This is a genomic window from Salinispora cortesiana (genome assembly GCF_000484695.1).
GTDB classification, from domain to species: Bacteria; Actinomycetota; Actinomycetes; order Mycobacteriales; family Micromonosporaceae; genus Micromonospora; species Micromonospora cortesiana.
Genome location: NZ_AXVR01000073.1, coordinates 1 through 17,178 on the forward strand (window position 1 = coordinate 1; position 17,178 = coordinate 17,178).

Sequence of the window (17,178 nt, forward strand, 5' to 3'; positions counted from 1 at the left end):
CCCCGTCAGGCTGATCGACGCACGCACCTTTCCCGCCTGCGCGGCAACGTCGAAGCCGTTCACGGTGGCCGCACCCGCATCCGAGCGGAGCAGCGGAAGGCGTCGATGCGGCGCCAACCGGGACCACTCCGGCTCCTCGTCGTAGTCGGCATCCTCGCCAATGGTGTTCCAGTCCGCCGACACCACCGTGGCCTCCGCCGGGTCGTACGGATTGAGATGGGCCACCGTCACCCGCAACAGCCGCGACCCGCCCACGTCGAGGCGGACCGCGCCGAGGTTGTGCCAGAAGACCCCGGGACGCTCCCACCAGCGCACTCCCCGGCGCGCACGTCCGCGCCCAGCTTCGGATCAGAAGTCGTCGTCGAAGGTAACGCTCCCACTGACGCCCATCTGGTACGCCGACACCCGCCGCTCGAAGAAGTTCGACAACTCCTGTACGTCCTGCAGCTCCATGAAGGCGAACGGGTTCTGGCTGCCGTACATCGGGGTGATCCCCAACGTGACCAGTCGCCGGTCCGCGACGTGCTGGAGGTATTCCCGCATGTCGGTCAGGGAGAGTCCGGAGACCCCCTGCTCAAGCAGGTCCTCGGCGAACTGGACCTCGCAGTCGACCGCCTCCGCCAGCATCTCCCTGACCTGCTGCTCCAGGTCGGCGTCGAAGAGGTCCGGCTCCTCGGCGCGGGCGGTCTCCACCACGTCGAAGGCGAAGGCCATGTGCATGGACTCGTCGCGGAACACCCAGTTGGTGCCGGACGCGAGACCGTTGAGTAGGCCCCGGGAGCGGAGGAAGTAGACGTAGGCGAAGGCGCCGTAGAAGAACAAGCCCTCGATGCAGGCGGCGAAGCAGATCAGGTTGAGCAGAAACGCCCGCCGGTCCGCCCGGGTCCGCAGCTCCCGCAGCTCGAAGATCGAGTCGATCCACCGGAAGCAGAACTCGGCCTTGCGGGCGATCGAGGGGATGTTCTCCACCGCCGCGAACGCCGCGAACCGCTCCTTCTCCTCCGGCACATAGGTGTCCAGCAGGTTCAGGTAGAACTGGACGTGCACCGCCTCCTCAAAGAGCTGCCGGGAAAGGTAGAGCCGGCCCTCCGGGGAGTTGACGTGCTGGTAGAGGTTGAGCACCAGGTTGTTGGCGACGATCGTGTCGCCGGTGGCGAAGAACGCGACCAGCCGGGACACCAGGTGCCGCTCGGCCGGGGAGAGTTTCGCCAGGTCGGCGAGGTCGGAGTGCAGGTCCACCTCCTCTACCGTCCAGGTGTTCTTGATCGCCTCCTTGAACCGGTCGAAGAAGTGCGGGTACCGCATCGGGCGCAGGGTCAGGTCCATCCCGGGGTCGAGCAGCAGCTGCCGCTCGCCACCGGTCCCGGCGGTCGCGGTACGGGTCTCGGCGTCGGTGGTCATTGGCATGCCTCGCAGCTTTCGGGGTTCTCCAGGGAGCAGGCCAGCGCCTCGGCGTCGGCCCCGGCTGAGCTCGACCGGGTCGGGGTGACGGCGACGGTGGCCTGCTGGATCCGCGTCGCGGGACGGGACCGCAGGTAGTAGGTGGTCTTCAGCCCGGACTTCCAGGCGTACAGGTACATCGAGGAGAGCTTGCCGATCGTCGGCGCGGCCAGGAACAGGTTCAGCGACTGGGACTGGTCGATGTACGGGGCACGGGCCGCCGCCAGGTCGATCAGCGCCCGCTGCGGGAGTTCCCACGCCGTCCGGAACAGTTCCCGCACCTCGGCGGGGAGCTCGGCGATGCCCTGCACCGACCCCTCCGCGCGCTTGATCTCGTCCCGGATCGGGGCCGTCCACAACCCGCGCGCCTTCAGCTCACCGACCAGGTAGGTGTTGACCTGAAGGAACTCGCCGGACATGGTTTCGCGCTTGAACAGGTTGGACACCTGCGGCTCGATGCACTCGTAGCAGCCGGCGATCGAGGCGATCGTCGCGGTCGGGGCGATCGCCACCAGCAGCGAGTTCCGCAGACCGTGCTCCGCGATCCGCGCCTTCAGCTCGGCCCACCGCTTCGGCTGCGCCGGCTCGGTCCCCCACAGCTGCGGGTGCAGGTCGCCCCGGGCCGCGCGGGTCTCGGCGTACGCGGGATGCGGGCCGAACCGCTCGGCGAGCCCGGCGGAGGTCTCCAACGCGGTCAGGAAGATCTCCTCCTGCACTCGGGTGGACAGCTCCCGCGCCTCGGCCGAGTCGAACGGCAGCCGCAGCGTGAAGAAGGCGTCCTGCAGGCCCATCAGCCCCAGCCCGACCGGCCGCCAACGCGGGTTGGAGGCCGCCGCCTGCTCGGCCGGGTAGTAGTTGATGTCGATCACGCGGTCAAGGAAGACCATCGCGGTGCGGACGGTCTCCCGCAGCTTCGCCCAGTCCACCCCGTCGGTGCTGACGTGGGCGCCCAGGTTGACCGATCCCAGGTTGCACACCGCGGTCTCGGCGTCGTTGTTGACCTCAAGGATCTCGGTGCAGAGATTCGACAGGTGAATCGTGTTGCCGGGCTCCCCGGTCTGGTTGGACAGCGCGTTCGAGCGGTCCTTGAAGGTCATCCACCCGTTGCCGGTCTGCGCCAGGGTGCGCATCATCCGCCCGTACAGGTCCCGCGCCCTGACCGTACGGACGGCCTTCTTCTCCGCGACCCGGTAGGCGGCGTCGAACTCCGCGCCGTACAGGTCGGGTAGCTCCGGGGCGTCGGACGGGTCAACCAGCGACCAGTCGCCGTCGGCCTCGACCCGGCGCATGAACTCGTCCGGCAGCCAGTTGGCCAGGTTCAGGTTGTGCGTACGCCGGGCGTCCTCGCCGGTGTTGTCCCGCAGCTCCAGGAACTCCTCAATGTCCGGGTGCCAGGGCTCCAGGTAGACGCAGGCCGCGCCCTTGCGTCGGCCGCCCTGGTTGACCGCGGCGACGCCGGCGTCGAGGGTCTTCAGGAACGGCACGATGCCGTTCGACCGGCCGTTCGTCCCCCGGATCAGCGCGCCCCGGCCGCGCACCCGCGACCAGGCGATGCCGATGCCGCCGGAGAACTTCGACAGCTTCGCGACCTGGTGGTACCGCTGGTAGATGGAGTCCAGCTCGTCGCGGGGCGAGTCGACCAGGAAGCACGACGACATCTGGGTGTGCCGGGTGCCGGAGTTGAACAGCGTCGGCGAGCTGGGCAGGTACGCCAGCGACGACATCAGCCGGTAGAACCCGATCGCCTCGGCCGGCGTCCGGGACAGCCCGCAGGCCACCCGCAACAGCCAGTACTGCGGGGTCTCCACCACCAGCCGCGACTGCGGGTGCCGCAGCAGGTAGCGGTCCGCGACGGTACGCAGCCCGAAGTACTCGAACCGCAGGTCGCCGGCCGGGTCCACCGCGTCGTCCAGCTTGCGGGCGTTGCGGGACACGAAGGCGGCGGTGTCGTCGCTGATCAGCCCGAGGCCGTGGGCGTACCGGATGGACTGGCTGAAGCTCGCGACCTGCTGCCCCCGGACCTCCTTGTCCACGTACGCGGCCAGCAGTCGCGCCGCCAGCTTCGAATACTGCGGCTCCTCGCCGATCAGCTCCGCCGCTGTCTGGATCGACAGCCGGTCCAGCTCGGCCGTTGTCGCCCCGTCGTACAGGCCGCTGATCGTCTTGGTCGCCACCCGCAGCGGGTCCGCCTCGTTCAGGTCGGTGACCCACCGCTCCACCGCGCGGACGATCTTGTTGACGTCCACCGGCTCGGTGTCGCCGTTGCGCTTGCGGACCTCCATCACCTGCCGCCGCTGCTGCTGCTGCTCCGCACCGGCCGGACCGTTCGTGGCGCCCTCCCGCGTCGCCGTCGTCTCCCCGGCCGAACCGTTTGTGGCGCGTTCCCGCGTCGTCGTCATCTCCCCCTCCTCCGCCTGCCGACTAGGTCGACGAACGCGCAGGGGGACGCCACGATCATTCGCCCGACGGACTAACCACACCGGACGGCTGCGGGCGTCGGCCGTCCCGCGCGGCCGCCAACCGCCACACGCGACGCGTGCGGCGCGCTGGCAGGTCTTCGGACTCGCGGGCACGCCCGGGGGACCCCGGTCGTCTACTGGCCGTCGCTTCCCAGGCCTCGTTCAGCCCAGTGCGTGATGACGGCGGTCGTTCCCACTCACCGCTGCGGGGCAGTCCCGGACTTCCACCGGGTTCCCTCTTGCCTCGGCCACTCCCCGGTGGGAGCGCCGAACCAGCTGCGGGAGACACCATATATGCCGCCCCCACCCCGCATGCAACACCAGATGTCGTGTCGGCGTGTCAGTGGCTGAGAAACTGCCCCAGGGCGCGCAGCCAGGTGTCCAGGTCTTCCAGGTGGACGTCGTGCCCGGCGCCCGCAACGACGACCTGCTCGACATCCGGACGCAGGGACACCATGCGTCGCACCTGGGCGGCGGGGATGATCCCGTGCTCGCCCAACACCAGCAGGGTGGGGGCCTGCACCTGCTGCCACTCGTCCCAGCAGGCCCGGTCGGCGACGGCCGCGATGGCGTCGCGCATCACCGCCGGCTCGAATCGCGGCCAGAGCCCGTCCGGGCGCCGATCCAGGTCCCGCAGCCAGGCCTGGGCCACCGGGGTGTCGCCCAGAAACTCGGCGGCCTGGCGAACATCGGCGAACGGCACCGGCCACGAGGCGAAGAAGGCACCCAGCTCGGCCGGGTAGTCCTCCCGATCCTCGCGGCCCCCGACCCCGCCCTCCAGCAGCACCAGCCGACGCAGCAGCTCGGGATGCTCGGCAGCGAAGAGCAGCGCGGTGTGCCCACCCATCGACTGACCCACGACCGTCACCGGTGCACCGCCGGCGAACTCCGTGACGACAGCGGTCACGTCCTCGACGTACGCCCGACGGGAGAGGTCCTGCGGCCGTCGGGTCGAGTGGCCGTGCCCGCGCTGGTCCAGCACGATCACGCGGTGCTCCGGTAGCAGCGCCTCCGCCGTGGGCACCAACTCCGCCGCGCTGCCGGCCAGCCCGTGCAGCAGCACGACCACATCGTCGCCGGAGCCGCCCACGAGGCAGGACAGCGCCACCCCGTCCCGACGGATTGTCACCCGCCGCACCGTACGAACTCCCTCACCCGGCGACCTGGAAGCCGCCGTAACCCTATTCAGGCCGGCTTTTGGTTCTCAATGGACGCCAGCAGCGCGCGGTGCGTTTGCTCGTCGGCAGCCACAACGAGACCACCCAGCCCGGAGTGCGGCGGCTGTCCGTCAATTCCGGAGACCACGCAACCCGCCGCCTCACAGAGAGCGATTCCCGCCGCGAAGTGCACGCTGTCGCAGAGCTGGTGTCCGTCGGCGACGAAGCCGGCGCGACGGCCGGCGGCGACCCAGGTCACGGCCAGGGTGCTGGCGACCACGCGCGGGTGGAACCGCCCGACGAAGCTCTTGTCGGCGAGCATCCGCGCGACCTGGAACTCGCTCTCGTTCGGAAACGGCGGGTCGAGGTTGAGGTCCACCAGCTTCGAGGCAGCTGACGGGACGAGCCGCTCGTCTACGCCGCCCTGACGGACGTAGGCGGCGGTGCCGTCAGTCCAGAACACCTCGTCGCTGAACGGGTCCGCGGCGGCGGCGACGGTGGGCTGCGTCCCGCTCCGCAGCGCCACGTTGACCGAAACCAGCATGGTCCGGGCGGCGAAGTTCAAGGTCCCGCACAGCGGATCGACCAGCCACATCCGCTCGCTGTCCCCGGCGCCGGTGCGCCCGCTCTCCTCCCCCACCAGGACGTCATCCGGACGCGCAGCGCGCAGCGTCTCCAGAATCACCTTCTCTGCCGCAAGGTCCGCTGTGGTGGCGAAGTCGTCCCCGCCCTTCGAAAACTGGGTCAGCGCCGACCCGTAGTGAGAGCGAACGACCGTCGCTCCCGCCTCCGCCGCCTCGATTGCCAACGCCTGATCTGTGATCGACATGTCTGACACCCTAGCTAGGGTCGACGGCCACCCTCATCCCAGCTTCGATCGCCGCACCGCCGCGACCTCGGCGTAGAGCTCCGCCAACCGCTCCGCAGTGGCCGACCAGGAGTACGTCTGCGCCCGCTCGCGGCCCGCGCTGGCGTACGCGGACCGACGGGGCTCGTCATCGAGTAGCCGCCGGAGCGTGGTGCTCAACGCCCGCGGGCTCCGGGCTGGCACGAGGTCACCGGTCACCCCGTCCACCACGGTGTCCCGCAGGCCCCCGACCGCGGTACCGACGACGGGCAGACCGCAGGCCATCGCTTCCAGCAGGGTGAGCCCGAATGGCTCGTACCAGGGGGCCGCGACCAGCACGTCCGCCGAGCGGTACCAATCGCCCATCGCCTCCCGCGGCACCGCGCCCACCAACTGCACCCGGTCGGCGACGCCGCACTCCTCCGCCAGCGCCCACAGCCGTCGGGCCGACGGATCAGCCTCCAGCGCGCCCGGCGGACCACCGACCACGACGCACTCCGCGTCGGGCAGCGGCGCCATCGCCCGGATGACGGTCTCGAAGCCCTTCCGCGGCACGAGACGGCCGACGGTGAGGATTCGAAACCTGCCGGCCGTACGCGCCACGGCCGTACCCGGTCGTGGCGCGAGGGCGGCCACGTTCACCCCGGCGGGCACGACCACGATCTGGGACCGCGGCACTCCCAGCCGGACCAGCTCACCGACTTCGTCGGAACACTGCGCGACCACCCGGTCCACCCGGCAGCCCAGCTCACGCTCGCTGGCTATCCGGCAGGCCGGGCTGGTGTCCTGCGCGCCTTGGTGCCGGCGTTTGACCACCCCGAGATCCTGGTACGTCTGCACGACGGGTCGTCCGAGTTGTCGCCCGGCGGTCAGCGCGGCGAGCCCACTCATCCAGTAGTGCGCGTGGATGACCTCGGGCTGCCACTCCCCGCTCCGCCACCGGTCAACGAGCCACCGACTGAACTCCGGCAGGTACGGCAGCAGCTCATCCTTGGCCAGCCGTTTGGCCGGCCCCGCTGGAACGTGCACCACGTCGTAGCCGTCGGCGTCCCGGACGGTGGTCGGTAGCTCCGGGTCGTCACGGCGGGTGTAGACCCGAACGTCGTGCCCGGCGGCGGCGAGGGCGGCCGAGAGCTCAGCGACATGCGCGTTCTGGCCTCCGGCGTCCGTGCCCCCCAGGACGGCCAGCGGGCTGCCGTGCTCCGAGATCATCGCGATCCGCATGCTCGCTGCACCTCCCGGCCGGGCCGTCACGTTCGGCGGGTAACGCGACATCCTGGTACAGATCAGGCACCGCCGCGCATACCCGGACGAGGATTCCCCGGCGGGGAGCGGGGAAACCGCGCGTGGTTCAGGCCAACTGAAGGGAGAGCACCGACTGGAGGGCCTTGATCAGGCCCGTCGTCCTGGGGTCCGGGGTCATGGTGACGCGCAGCCCGTTCGTCACGTATCCGTCGAGCAGGGAGAGTACCGATGAGCGAGATCGAACGGCGGTCCGGCGGTCACGGCGGAGGTTGTCGCTGGCGCCGGCAGCGGGTGTGCTGGCGGTCGCGGTCGGGGTTGCCGCCCAGCAGTGGCAACTGGACCACCCGCCGTTGACCGGGATGAGCGGGGCCAGGGAAGCAGCCGCGACGGCGCGGCGTTCACCGCGATCGGTGACATTCTACGCGAGTCGTTGGTGCCGCCGCGGACGAGCGCCGCGCTCTATCTGGCTGCGGCGAAGATCCCGGGGATTGAGGTGGTCCGTGGGGTCACCGACGCGGCCGACCGGCAGGGGATAGCCGTCGCGCACACCGAAAGAAGCCGACGAGACGAGTGGATTTTCGATAGACACACGTATGATTATCTCGGCCAACGCAGCTACCTCGTGGCGGACACCGCCGACGGACCATCCGGGACAGTGCTCAGCACGACCGCAGTGCTGCAGTGGGCCGTGGTGCCGAAGCTCGGAGAGCGCCCGGCGCCGTAGCCGGCACCGGTACGCGGCCGGGAGCAGGAACGCGGCGGCGGCTGATCGGGGGTGCCCGGCGGGCCGGCGGAGGTGGGTCACTCCGCCGGCCCGCCGGGCAGCAACCGGATCAACAGTTGCGCAGCTCGGGAGACTGGTTGAGCAGCTGACCGCGGATGGAGATGAAGCGGCGGTAGGTTTCCGAGTCCACTGCGGAGTGGCGGAACGCCGCGACCCGGTGACAGTTCTGGAAGGCCAGCTTGACACCGAAGTGGCGCTCGAGGCTGGAACGGATGGCATCGCTGGCCAGCGCGCGCAGGAGCTGACCCCGCTCCTCCTCGATTGGCGGCGGCACGTCACTGTCGGCGAACTCGGCGTCGGAGGACGCCAGCTCCGCCGCCACCCGGCTGACGGTCTGCCAGGCGTACGGCAGGGAGTCGCGGACGCAGGAGACGAAGGCGTCGTCGTCAACGGGGCCCGACTCGGCGGACCGCAACAGATCCGGTGGCACGGTGAGAGACATGATCCTCCTCAGCTGATAATGATCGTGGTTTTCATTACCGTTGCGCTCTGAGCACACCACTCAACGTCCACCGCGTCAACGACGCCACGTGGTGTGGCTCGGTCGGATTCGGCAGGTTGGTCCGCTGCATGACGTGCGCCCACCTCAGCGCCGTTTGACAGCGCTGCTCACGCCAGCTCAGACTGTCGCGACAACTCAACCAACGCGTCTGTGCGGGGGAAGTCCGGTCAAAATCCGGCGCTGGCCCGCAACGGTGGGCCGTCGGGGTGCATCCCGACGGCAAGCCCGAATACCCGCCACACTCGCGCACCCCTACCCACCCGTCGTGGCCCACGGGTCGGAGGCCCCGACCCGACGCTGACCAACAACGATCGGTCCGGGTTCTGACGACCGCAGGGCGGAAAGGCACTCCTGATGGTCGTGTCCCACCTTCGAACCACCGTCCGCACCCGCGTCGCCGGCCTACTGGCCGCCGCCGTCGCCGGGATCGCCCTGACCGCTGTCGAGCCCGCCCCCCAGGCCGCGCACGCCGACGCCTGTGCCGGCACCTCGGGCGTCACCGTGGTGGTCGACTTCACCGCGCTCGGTGGTGAGGTCGAGGTCGCCTGCGCCCCCGGTGACCCGGACACCGGGCTGGCCGCCCTGCAGGACGCCGGCTTCGCCGTCGAAGGCACCATCCGATGGGGACTCGCCTTCGTCTGTCGGCTCGACGGTCTGCCCACCCCGGATGTCGAGCCGTGCATCGACACCCCGCAGGCCACCGGCTACTGGTCGTACTGGCACGCCGCCAGCGGCGGCGACTGGGAGTACAGCGACAAGGGCGTACTCAACTACGACCCGGCCCCGGGCAGCATCGAGGGTTGGTCCTTCGGCGAGAGCACCCCGCCGACCGTCCCCGCTCCCTGAGCCCACCCCGCGCCGCTGGTGTGACCGGTAGTGCACCCCAGGTGCCGCTCCGTTCTGGCGTCGTCGCACGCCCTGGCGGTACGGTGACGGGCACCCGGGTGCACGCCGGGTCACAACTGCATACGTCCCGTGTGGGGGGAAGCCGGTGCGATACCGGCGCTGACCCGCAGCCGTGAGCGAGAGAACCCTTTCGCGAGCCGGAATGCCCCGCCCGGGACGAGCGGCTTCCACTGTCGAGGTTTACAGGGTGAAGTCCGGTCCGCCGAGGTCCGTCCACCCCGCTCACGCAGCACGCGGAGCGGGGTTTTCGTGCCCCGGGGTGCTTGCCGGAGCTCACCGACTGCTCTACGAAAGGCACCCCCTCATGGCTCTGTCCCGGCGCCTCGCCAGCGGTCTCGGCGCGGCCGCGGCAACCACCCTCGCCGTGGTAGCCGCCGCCCCACTGACCGTGGTGGCGGCCCCCGACCCGGACCACGCCGCGGCGGCGCGCGAGGCCGCCTCCTGGCTGGCCGACGAGTTCACCGACGACGTCCTGCCCGGCCCGTTCAAGCCGGAGGACTGGGGGCTGACCATCGACGGCCTCCTCGCGCTCTCCGCCACCGGGGTCGACCCGTCGACCCGGGAGGCGGCGACCGCGCAGGTCGCGGCGAACGTACGCGCCTACAACAGCTGGGACAACTGGGACGTCGAGGGCGTCACCGACGGCGGGGCGACCGCGAAGCTGCTCTACGCCGCCTCCGCCTCCAGCGCCGACCCCACCGACTTCGGCGGTTACGACCTGCGAGCCGAGACCCTGTCGTTGATCGCCGGGGCGGACACCGACCACCAACGGGGACGGGTCACCAACCGAGCCCCCGGGCAGGTCGGCCCGGACCCGAGCAACACGTTCGACCAGTCCTTCGCCGTGCTGGGCCTGACCCGCAGTGGTGGCGTCCCGCAGGACGTGGTGGACTTTCTCATCCGGCAGCAGTGCGCGGCGGGCGGCTTCCGCCTCTACCCGGACACCGCCGACGGGCCCTCGCCGTCCTGCGACGACCAGCCCAACGCCACCCTCGACGTTGACTCGACCGCGATGGCCGTGCAGGCGCTGCTGAGCGCCGCCGAGGACGGCGCCGCCGACGCCGCCGACGCGGCCGACGCCGGCGCGGAATGGCTGGTGTCCCAGCAGCACACCGACGGGTCGTTCCGCGGCTCCGGACCGACCACTGGGAAGAACTCCAACAGCACCGGCCTGGCCGGACAGGCCCTCGCCGCCGCCGGCCGTGACCCGGAGGCCGCCAAGGCGGCGGTGGCGCTGGCCGCGCTACAGCTGACCGCCGGCAACGGCGGGGCAGCCGCCACGGAGGCGGGCGCCATCGCCTACAACGCCGGCGGGCTCGCCGCCGCCGTTGAGGAGGGGATCGCCGACAACCACCGGGACGAGTGGCGTCGGGCCACTGCCCAGGCGCTGCTCGGGCTCGCCCAGGTGCCGCTGGGTCGGATCGGCCTCGACCCGCCGCCGACCGGGCAGCCCACCCCGACCGGCACCGCCAGCCCGACGCCGAGCGCGACCGGGACTGCCCCGTCGGCGACGCCCTCCGCGCCGCCGACCAGCGGCGCTCCGGTGACGCCGACCACCTCCAGCCTGGGTGGGCTGCCGACCACCGGCGCGGCGATCACCAGCTACGTGCTGCTCGCGGTGCTGCTGCTCGGTGGCGGCGTGGGGCTGCTCCTCCTCGGCCGTCGGCGGACGAATTGAGCCGCAGGACACTTCACGGCGCGGCGACCGTCGCCCTGGTCGCCGCCGGCTCGGTGATCGGGTCGGGGAGCCCGGCGGCGGCCGCCGGGTCCGCCGGCTACTGCCCGGACGCCTCCGGCGTCACCGTCGTGGTCGACTTCAACGAGCTCGGGGGCGGGACCGTGGTCCGCTGCGCTCCCGGCAGCCAGGCCACCGGGCTGGCCGCGCTGAAGAGCGCCGGATTCCAGATCACCGGCACGCTGCGCTGGGGCGAGGGATTCATCTGCCGGATCGAGGGCAAGCCGTCGGCGGACACGGAGAAGTGCGTCGACACGCCGCCGGCCAGCGCCTACTGGTCGTACTGGCACGCCCCGAACGGGGGCAGCTGGACCTACAGCGACAAGGGAGTGCTCAACCGGACGCCCCCGGCGGGCAGCTTCGAGGGCTGGTCGTTCTCCCTCAACCGCGACCCCAACGACGCTCCCCGCCCGGGGGTCGCCCCGAGCCGCCCCGCACCGCCGCCGCCCGCCTCGCCACCGGCACCGCCAGCGTCACCGCCGCCGAACGACGTACCGGTGGCACCGCCGCCGGCGGGTGGAGACGTCGCGCCGCCACCCACCGACGGTGGTCAACCCGGTGCAGCCGACCCGGGACAGCCCGGTGCGGCGGACGGTGGCCAGCCCGGTGCACCCGGCGGGCCGACCCACACCGTTGGCCCATCGACGTCGGCCACCGCCACGCCGTCGGCCAGCGCGGCGGGCCTCCCGTCCCCGGAGACCGCCACCACCGCAGCGCAGCCGGGCTCCGCCGAGGAGCCCGTGCTGACCGACGCCGTCGCCGCCCGCGAGGAGGGGGGCGTGCCGCTGGGCACGCTGACCGGGGTGCTGCTGCTGGCGGCGCTCATCGCCGGGGGCCTGGTCGCCGCCCGGCGGCGGGCCGCCGACCCGGATGACTGATGCCGCGGTGGACAGCTCCACGACCACCGATCGGTGGTCGGCCCGCTGGTCCGCCTGGCGACTGCCCCGTGGGCTGCACCCGGGCGCCTGGTGGCTCTGGGCGCTCGGGCTGGCCACCGCGGCCAGCCACACCACCAACCCGCTGGGGCTCACCCTGCTGGTCACGGTCGCCGCGCTGGTGGTCGTAGCGCGACGCGGGCACGCCCCCTGGGCGCTGGCATTCCGAATGTACGTCTGGCTCGGCGTGGTGATCGTCGCGATGCGGGTGGTGTTCCGGATCGTCTTCGGCGGTGGGCAGGGCGACTATGTGCTGGTCCGGTTGCCGGAGATCCCGCTGCCGGAGTGGGCGGCGGGAATCCGCCTCCTCGGGCCGGTCGCCGCCGAGCAGGTCCTCGGCGGGTTCTACGACGGGCTCCGGTTGGCGACGATGCTGATCTGCCTGGGGGCGGCGAACGCCCTGGCCAACCCGAAGCGGCTCCTCAAGGCCGTACCGGGAGCGTTGTATGCGGTGGGCACGGCGGTGGTGGTCGCGCTGTCGGTCGCCCCGCAACTGGTGGAGAGTGTGCTGCGGGTCCGGCGGGCGCGTCGGCTGCGGGGCGCATCCGGGCGGGGGATGCGGGCGTTTTGGGGAGTCGCGCTTCCGGTCTTGGCCGACGCCTTGGACCGGTCCCTGGCCCTCGCCGCGGCGATGGACTCGCGCGGCTACGGCCGGACGGCGGCGGTCCCGGCCGGGCAGCGTACGGTCACCGGCACGCTGGTGCTTGGCGGCCTGCTCGGCGTCTGCGCCGGCACCTACGGGCTGCTCGACACCACCGGGCCCGGCTATCTGGGGCTGCCGCTGCTCCTCGCCGGGCTGGTTGCCGCCGTCGGCGGCATGCTGCTGGCCGGCCGCCGGGTCCGCCGCAGCCGCTACCGGCCGGACCGCTGGCGGCTGGCCGAGCTGCTCATCGCCGGGTGCGGGATCGCCGCGGCCGGCCTGACCATGCTGGCCGGCACGGTCGACCCGGAGCTGCTCTACCCGCCGGTCAGCCCGCTCACCTGGCCCGAGCTGACCCCCCTGCTGCTGCTCGCCGTCGCCGTCGCGGCTGTCCCGGCCTGGCTCGCCCCGCCGCCGACGCCTGTCCCGAAAGATCGCACATGATCATATTTGACCGGGTGACCGTCCGCTACACCGAGGACGGGCCGCCGCCGCTGCGCGACGTGACGCTGACCGTCGAGGAGGGCGAGCTGTGCCTGGTCGCCGGGCGTACCGGGGCCGGCAAGTCGACCCTGCTGCGGGCGATCAACGGGCTGGTGCCGCACTTCACCGGCGGCACCCTGCACGGCTCGGTCACCGTGGACGGCCGGGACACCCGCCGGCACCCGCCCCGCGACCTCGCCGATGTCGTCGGCGTGGTCGGCCAGGACCCGCTCTCCGGCTTCGTCACCGACACCGTCGAGGAGGAGCTGGCGTACGGCATGGAGCAGCTCTCCCTGCCGCCGGCGGTGATGCGCAAGCGGGTGGAGGAGACGCTGGACCTGCTCGGCATCGCCGACTTGCGCGACCGGCCACTCCGGACCCTCTCCGGTGGGCAACAGCAACGGGTCGCCATCGGCGCTGTCCTCACCAGCCACCCCCGGGTCCTGGTGCTCGACGAACCCACCTCCGCGCTGGACCCCACAGCCGCCGAGGACGTCCTCGCCGCGGTCACCCGGCTGGTCCATGACCTCGGGGTCACCGTGGTGCTGGCCGAACACCGACTCGAACGGGTCATGCAGTACGCCGACCGCCTGCTCTACCTGCCCGGCGATGGGCGCGTGGTCAACGGGCCACCGGCGATGGTGCTGGCCGGCGTGGAGCTGGCCCCACCCCTGGTCGAGCTGGGTCGCCTGGCCGGCTGGGACCCACTGCCGCTGTCGGTCCGCGATGCCCGTCGCCGCGCCGCGCAGCTGCGTGGACGGCTCGCCGACGGAGCGCCCCCCGCGCCGACTCCCGCCCCGGAGCCGGCGACGGCGCTGAGCGCACGGAAGATCGTCGTACGGTATCCGGGCACCGTCGCCGTGGCCGGCGTTGACCTCGACCTTCAGGTCGGTCGGGTCGTCGCCCTGATGGGTCGCAACGGCTCCGGAAAGTCCAGCCTGCTCTGGGCCGTGCAGGGCAGCGGCCCCCGGCAGGGCGGCGCGGTGACCGTGACCGGCTCGGCGGGGGACGTCGACCCCAAGAGCCTGCCGGCGCACCAGGCCCGCCGGCAGGTCGGGCTGGTTCCGCAGACCCCGGGCGACCTGCTCTACCTGGAGACGGTCGACGGCGAGTGCCACCAGGCCGACCAGGAGACCGAGGCGGCGGCCGGCACCTGCCGCGCCCTGCTGGACCAGCTCACCCCCGGCCTGCCCGGTGACCGACACCCGCGGGACCTCTCCGAGGGGCAGCGGCTGGCGCTCGCGCTCGCGGTGCAGCTCACCGCCGCCCCGCCGGTGGTGCTGCTGGACGAACCGACCCGCGGCCTGGACTACCTCGCCAAACGACAGTTCGTCTCGCTGGTGCGCGGGCTGGCCGCCGCCGGGCGCAGCATGGTGGTGGCGACGCACGACGTGGAGCTGGTCGCGGCGCTGGCCGACCGGGTGATCGTGATGGCCGACGGTGAGATCGTGGCCGACGGCAGTACCGCGGAGGTCATGCTCGCCTCGCCCGCATTCGCCCCGCAGGTCGCCAAGGTACTCGCCCCGGCGCCGTGGCTGACGGTGGATCAGGTCGCCGCCGCGCTGGTAGTTGAGCGGGAGCCGGCGTGAGTGTGCTGCGGGTCGCTCCGCGCACCGCCGTGGTGCTGGTGCTCGCCTCGGTCGCCGCGCTGGCCACCTTCACCTGGCCGCTCTTCGTCCCGGTGCAGCCGGAGAACACCGCCCGCGCCGGGGAGGCGCCGCTGGTCTTCGTCGTCATGTTGCCGGTGTTGGTGGCGCTGGTACTGGCGGAACTCACCTCCGGCGGGATCGACAGCAAGGCCCTGGCGATGCTCGGGGTGCTCGCCGCGGTCAACGCCGCGCTGCGCCCGCTCGGTGCCGGTACCGCCGGGATCGAGACGGTGTTCTTCCTGCTCGTCCTCGCCGGCCGGGTCTTCGGACCGGGGTTCGGCTTCCTGCTCGGCTCCACGTCGCTGTTCGCCTCCGCGTTACTCACCGCCGGCGTCGGCCCCTGGCTGCCGTTCCAGATGCTTGCCGCCTCCTGGGTGGGTCTCGGCGCCGGCCTGCTCCCCCGCCGGCCCCGCGGTCGCGCCGAGGTCGCGCTGCTGGCTGGGTACGGTGCGCTCGCCGCCTACGGCTACGGGCTGCTGATGAACCTCTGGTTCTGGCCGTTCAGCGCCGGCGCGGAGACCCAACTCTCCTATGTGGCCGGTGCGCCGATCCTGGAGAACCTGCACCGCTTCGTCATCTTCACCGCGGTGACCTCCACCTTCGGCTGGGACACCGGACGGGCGATCACCACCGCCGTGCTGATCGCCCTCGCCGGCCCAGCGGTGCTCGCCGCGCTGCGCCGCGCCGCCCGCAAGGCCGCCTTCAGTGCTCCGGTGACCTTCGCCGCACCCGAGCCGGGACTGCCGGCGTCGCTACCGACTTCGCTCCTGCCCGCGCAGGCGGGGAAGCCCGCCGCGGGCCAACCCGCGGGCCGCGACGATCGCCAGCACGGGTGGGACCAGCACGACCGCCAGCAGGGCGGGCCAGGGTACGTGCCAACGCAGCTCGACGTGGTAGCCGACGTAGGCCGCCGCCGGCCCGATGCCGGAGATCAAGCCGAGCAGAGTTCCGGCGCCGACGATGAACCCGGCCTGGGCCGCGGTGATGCGCCGTCGGGTACGCCCGGTGGCGCCGACCGCCGCCATGGTGGCTAGGCAGGCCCACTTCGTCCAGCGCGGTGACAGCCGCCGCGCGCGCCACCCGCGCACTGCTGCCACCGAGTTCCAGCGGCAGGGCGACGTTCTCCGCCGCGGTCAGGTCGGTCACCAGGTTGAAGTCCTGGAACACGTAGCCGATCCGGTCCCGGCGCAGGTGGGCCACCGCCGTCGAGTCGAGGCCGCCGAGCCCGACCCCGCCACCTCCACCGAACCGGAGGTGGGCACCTCCAGACCACCGGCGGGAATACGATCGGCGAAGGCGACCTGGCCGCTCAGGTCGAGCAGTGCTACCTCAACGTCGGTACCGCACTGGCTGGCGTCGCGGCGTCCTTCGCCGATGTGGTGAAGTTGACCGTGCATGTCGTCGACTGGACCCCGGAGCGGATGCCGGAGTTGCTCGAGGGCATCGCGCGGGCGTCGGCCAAGCTGGGCACCACGCCCATAGCTCCGGCCTCGCTGTTCGGGGCCGCGGCGTTGGACATTCCCGAACACCTGGTCGAGGTTGAGGCGACCGCCGTCCTCGACTGATCACACCTGCGAGGCGTCGAAGCGGCGCCGCGACGACTCGATGTGGCTGAAGTGGCGCTGAGTCCAGCCGCACATGTCGTCGACCACGCTCCGCAGTGCCTCACCCGCCCCGGTAAGGGTGTACTCGACCCGGGGCGGGATGGTGGGATACACGGTTCGCTCGACCAGGCCGTTGCGTTCCAGCATCCGCAGGTTCTGGGTGAGCATCTTGTGGCTGATGCCACCGACCTCGTCGCGTAGTTCCCCGAAGCGCATGGTGCGTTGTCCGAGGAACTCGATGATCAGGAATGCCCACTTGTTGGCCACGTCGGAGAAGATCTCTCGTGCCAGCGAGTCGGCACGCGCCAGGTCGGTTTCTGGCAGCAGTTCGCTCGCCTCCTGTTTGGCACCCATCCACTCACTCTCCACCAGATCCTCAGTAACCACAAGAGAGCGATGGCGAACGGGGACAAGGGTCGGCAGCGATCAGCACGTGCCCGTGGACCGCTCCGTCAATCGGTGACGGCGAGGTGGACCGACCTCAAACCCTCGCCAACGGGCAGGACTCCCGGTGGTTTCGGTCGCGTGACGAGGGTCACCGCGGGCATATCAGCAAAGCTGGCGTGGAGAACGTTCGTTCTCTACGGTAGTAACCGACGCAAGGCGAGAACGATCGTTCTCCTGACTGAGAGGTTTACCGTGCCGTACATCACTGTGGGAACCGAGAACAGCACCAACATCGACGTGTACTACGAGGACCACGGTCAGGGACAGCCGGTGGTACTCATCCACGGCTACCCCCTGGACGGGCACTCGTGGGAGAAGCAGTCCGCGGCTCTACTCAAGGCCGGC

The 17,178-nt window shown here is 71.6% G+C and carries 15 protein-coding genes, 4 pseudogenes and 3 riboswitches; of the genes and pseudogenes, 9 read left to right on the plus strand and 10 right to left on the minus strand.

The features are described from left to right. From K228_RS30235 to K228_RS0121635, 6 genes and pseudogenes are all read right to left on the minus strand, one after another. Window positions 1-315 (minus strand): annotated as a pseudogene (locus K228_RS30235) (hypothetical protein); the annotation flags it as partial. A 33-nt stretch (window positions 316-348) separates the two neighbouring features. After that, entirely contained in the window at window positions 349-1,401 is a 1,053-nt protein-coding gene (locus K228_RS0121615; RefSeq protein WP_025620295.1) for a ribonucleotide-diphosphate reductase subunit beta, read from the minus strand. Next, window positions 1,398-3,839 (minus strand): ribonucleoside-diphosphate reductase subunit alpha, encoded by a 2,442-nt coding sequence (locus K228_RS0121620; RefSeq protein ID WP_025620296.1) that lies wholly within the window; start codon window positions 3,837-3,839, stop codon window positions 1,398-1,400. The genes K228_RS0121615 and K228_RS0121620 overlap by 4 nt, the downstream gene beginning before the upstream one ends. Before the next feature lie 132 nt (window positions 3,840-3,971). Beyond that, a riboswitch (cobalamin riboswitch) is annotated at window positions 3,972-4,191 on the minus strand. 48 nt (window positions 4,192-4,239) lie between these two features. Beyond that, the gene (locus K228_RS0121625; protein WP_025620297.1) at window positions 4,240-5,037 is read right to left on the minus strand and encodes an alpha/beta fold hydrolase; all 798 of its coding nucleotides are present in this window, start codon (window positions 5,035-5,037) and stop codon (window positions 4,240-4,242) included. Between the two features lie 47 nt (window positions 5,038-5,084). Further along, window positions 5,085-5,885 carry an inositol monophosphatase family protein gene (locus K228_RS0121630; protein WP_025620298.1) on the minus strand — a complete coding sequence of 267 codons (801 nt, stop codon included), beginning with the start codon at window positions 5,883-5,885 and terminating at the stop codon, window positions 5,085-5,087. Window positions 5,886-5,918: 33 nt separating this feature from the next. Next, window positions 5,919-7,127: a glycosyltransferase gene (locus K228_RS0121635; protein ID WP_025620299.1), complete on the minus strand. Its 1,209-nt coding sequence runs from the start codon at window positions 7,125-7,127 to the stop codon at window positions 5,919-5,921. 349 nt (window positions 7,128-7,476) lie between these two features. On the opposite strand from K228_RS0121635, the gene K228_RS0121645 reads away from it, so the two are divergent. Beyond that, window positions 7,477-7,872, plus strand: a complete 396-nt coding sequence (locus K228_RS0121645; RefSeq protein ID WP_025620300.1) for a CU044_5270 family protein — start codon at window positions 7,477-7,479, stop codon at window positions 7,870-7,872. 109 nt (window positions 7,873-7,981) lie between these two features. Here K228_RS0121645 and K228_RS0121650 read toward each other — a convergent pair whose 3' ends face one another. After that, complete coding sequence (locus K228_RS0121650) at window positions 7,982-8,374, minus strand: SCO5389 family protein (protein ID WP_025620301.1); 393 nt, start codon at window positions 8,372-8,374, stop codon at window positions 7,982-7,984. 194 nt (window positions 8,375-8,568) lie between these two features. Continuing rightward, window positions 8,569-8,689: riboswitch (cobalamin riboswitch) on the plus strand. 99 nt (window positions 8,690-8,788) lie between these two features. On the opposite strand from K228_RS0121650, the gene K228_RS0121655 reads away from it, so the two are divergent. The 6 genes and pseudogenes from K228_RS0121655 to K228_RS0121680 form a co-directional block, all read left to right on the plus strand. Then, window positions 8,789-9,280, plus strand: coding sequence for a hypothetical protein (locus K228_RS0121655; protein ID WP_025620302.1), 492 nt, complete (start codon window positions 8,789-8,791; stop codon window positions 9,278-9,280). Window positions 9,281-9,370: 90 nt separating this feature from the next. Next, a riboswitch (cobalamin riboswitch) is annotated at window positions 9,371-9,509 on the plus strand. Between the two features lie 135 nt (window positions 9,510-9,644). Next, entirely contained in the window at window positions 9,645-11,018 is a 1,374-nt protein-coding gene (locus tag K228_RS0121660) for a prenyltransferase/squalene oxidase repeat-containing protein (protein WP_025620303.1), read from the plus strand. Then, window positions 11,015-11,953: a hypothetical protein gene (locus K228_RS0121665; protein ID WP_025620304.1), complete on the plus strand. Its 939-nt coding sequence runs from the start codon at window positions 11,015-11,017 to the stop codon at window positions 11,951-11,953. The genes K228_RS0121660 and K228_RS0121665 overlap by 4 nt, the downstream gene beginning before the upstream one ends. Further along, window positions 11,946-13,094, plus strand: coding sequence for a CbiQ family ECF transporter T component (locus K228_RS0121670; protein ID WP_025620305.1), 1,149 nt, complete (start codon window positions 11,946-11,948; stop codon window positions 13,092-13,094). The genes K228_RS0121665 and K228_RS0121670 overlap by 8 nt, the downstream gene beginning before the upstream one ends. Next, window positions 13,091-14,722: an ABC transporter ATP-binding protein gene (locus tag K228_RS0121675; RefSeq protein ID WP_025620306.1), complete on the plus strand. Its 1,632-nt coding sequence runs from the start codon at window positions 13,091-13,093 to the stop codon at window positions 14,720-14,722. The genes K228_RS0121670 and K228_RS0121675 overlap by 4 nt, the downstream gene beginning before the upstream one ends. Beyond that, window positions 14,719-15,516 (plus strand): annotated as a pseudogene (locus K228_RS0121680) (ECF transporter S component); the annotation flags it as partial. The gene K228_RS0121675 and the pseudogene K228_RS0121680, both read left to right, overlap by 4 nt. Before the next feature lie 18 nt (window positions 15,517-15,534). On the opposite strand, the gene K228_RS30240 reads toward K228_RS0121680, so the two are convergent. After that, window positions 15,535-15,807 carry an ABC transporter permease family protein gene (locus K228_RS30240; protein WP_342667132.1) on the minus strand — a complete coding sequence of 91 codons (273 nt, stop codon included), beginning with the start codon at window positions 15,805-15,807 and terminating at the stop codon, window positions 15,535-15,537. A 10-nt stretch (window positions 15,808-15,817) separates the two neighbouring features. Beyond that, window positions 15,818-16,059, minus strand: a pseudogene (locus K228_RS29720) (ABC transporter ATP-binding protein); the annotation flags it as partial. On the opposite strand from K228_RS29720, the pseudogene K228_RS0121690 reads away from it, so the two are divergent. Next, window positions 16,060-16,347 (plus strand): annotated as a pseudogene (locus K228_RS0121690) (RidA family protein); the annotation flags it as partial. Here the strand turns inward: K228_RS0121690 and K228_RS0121695 are convergent. Then, the gene (locus tag K228_RS0121695) at window positions 16,348-16,740 is read right to left on the minus strand and encodes a winged helix-turn-helix transcriptional regulator (protein WP_025620310.1); all 393 of its coding nucleotides are present in this window, start codon (window positions 16,738-16,740) and stop codon (window positions 16,348-16,350) included. A gap of 285 nt (window positions 16,741-17,025) precedes the next feature. Here K228_RS0121695 and K228_RS0121700 point away from each other — a divergent pair. Next, window positions 17,026-17,178 (plus strand): alpha/beta fold hydrolase (locus K228_RS0121700; RefSeq protein ID WP_029723870.1); only part of this gene is annotated, 153 nt, incomplete at its 3' end.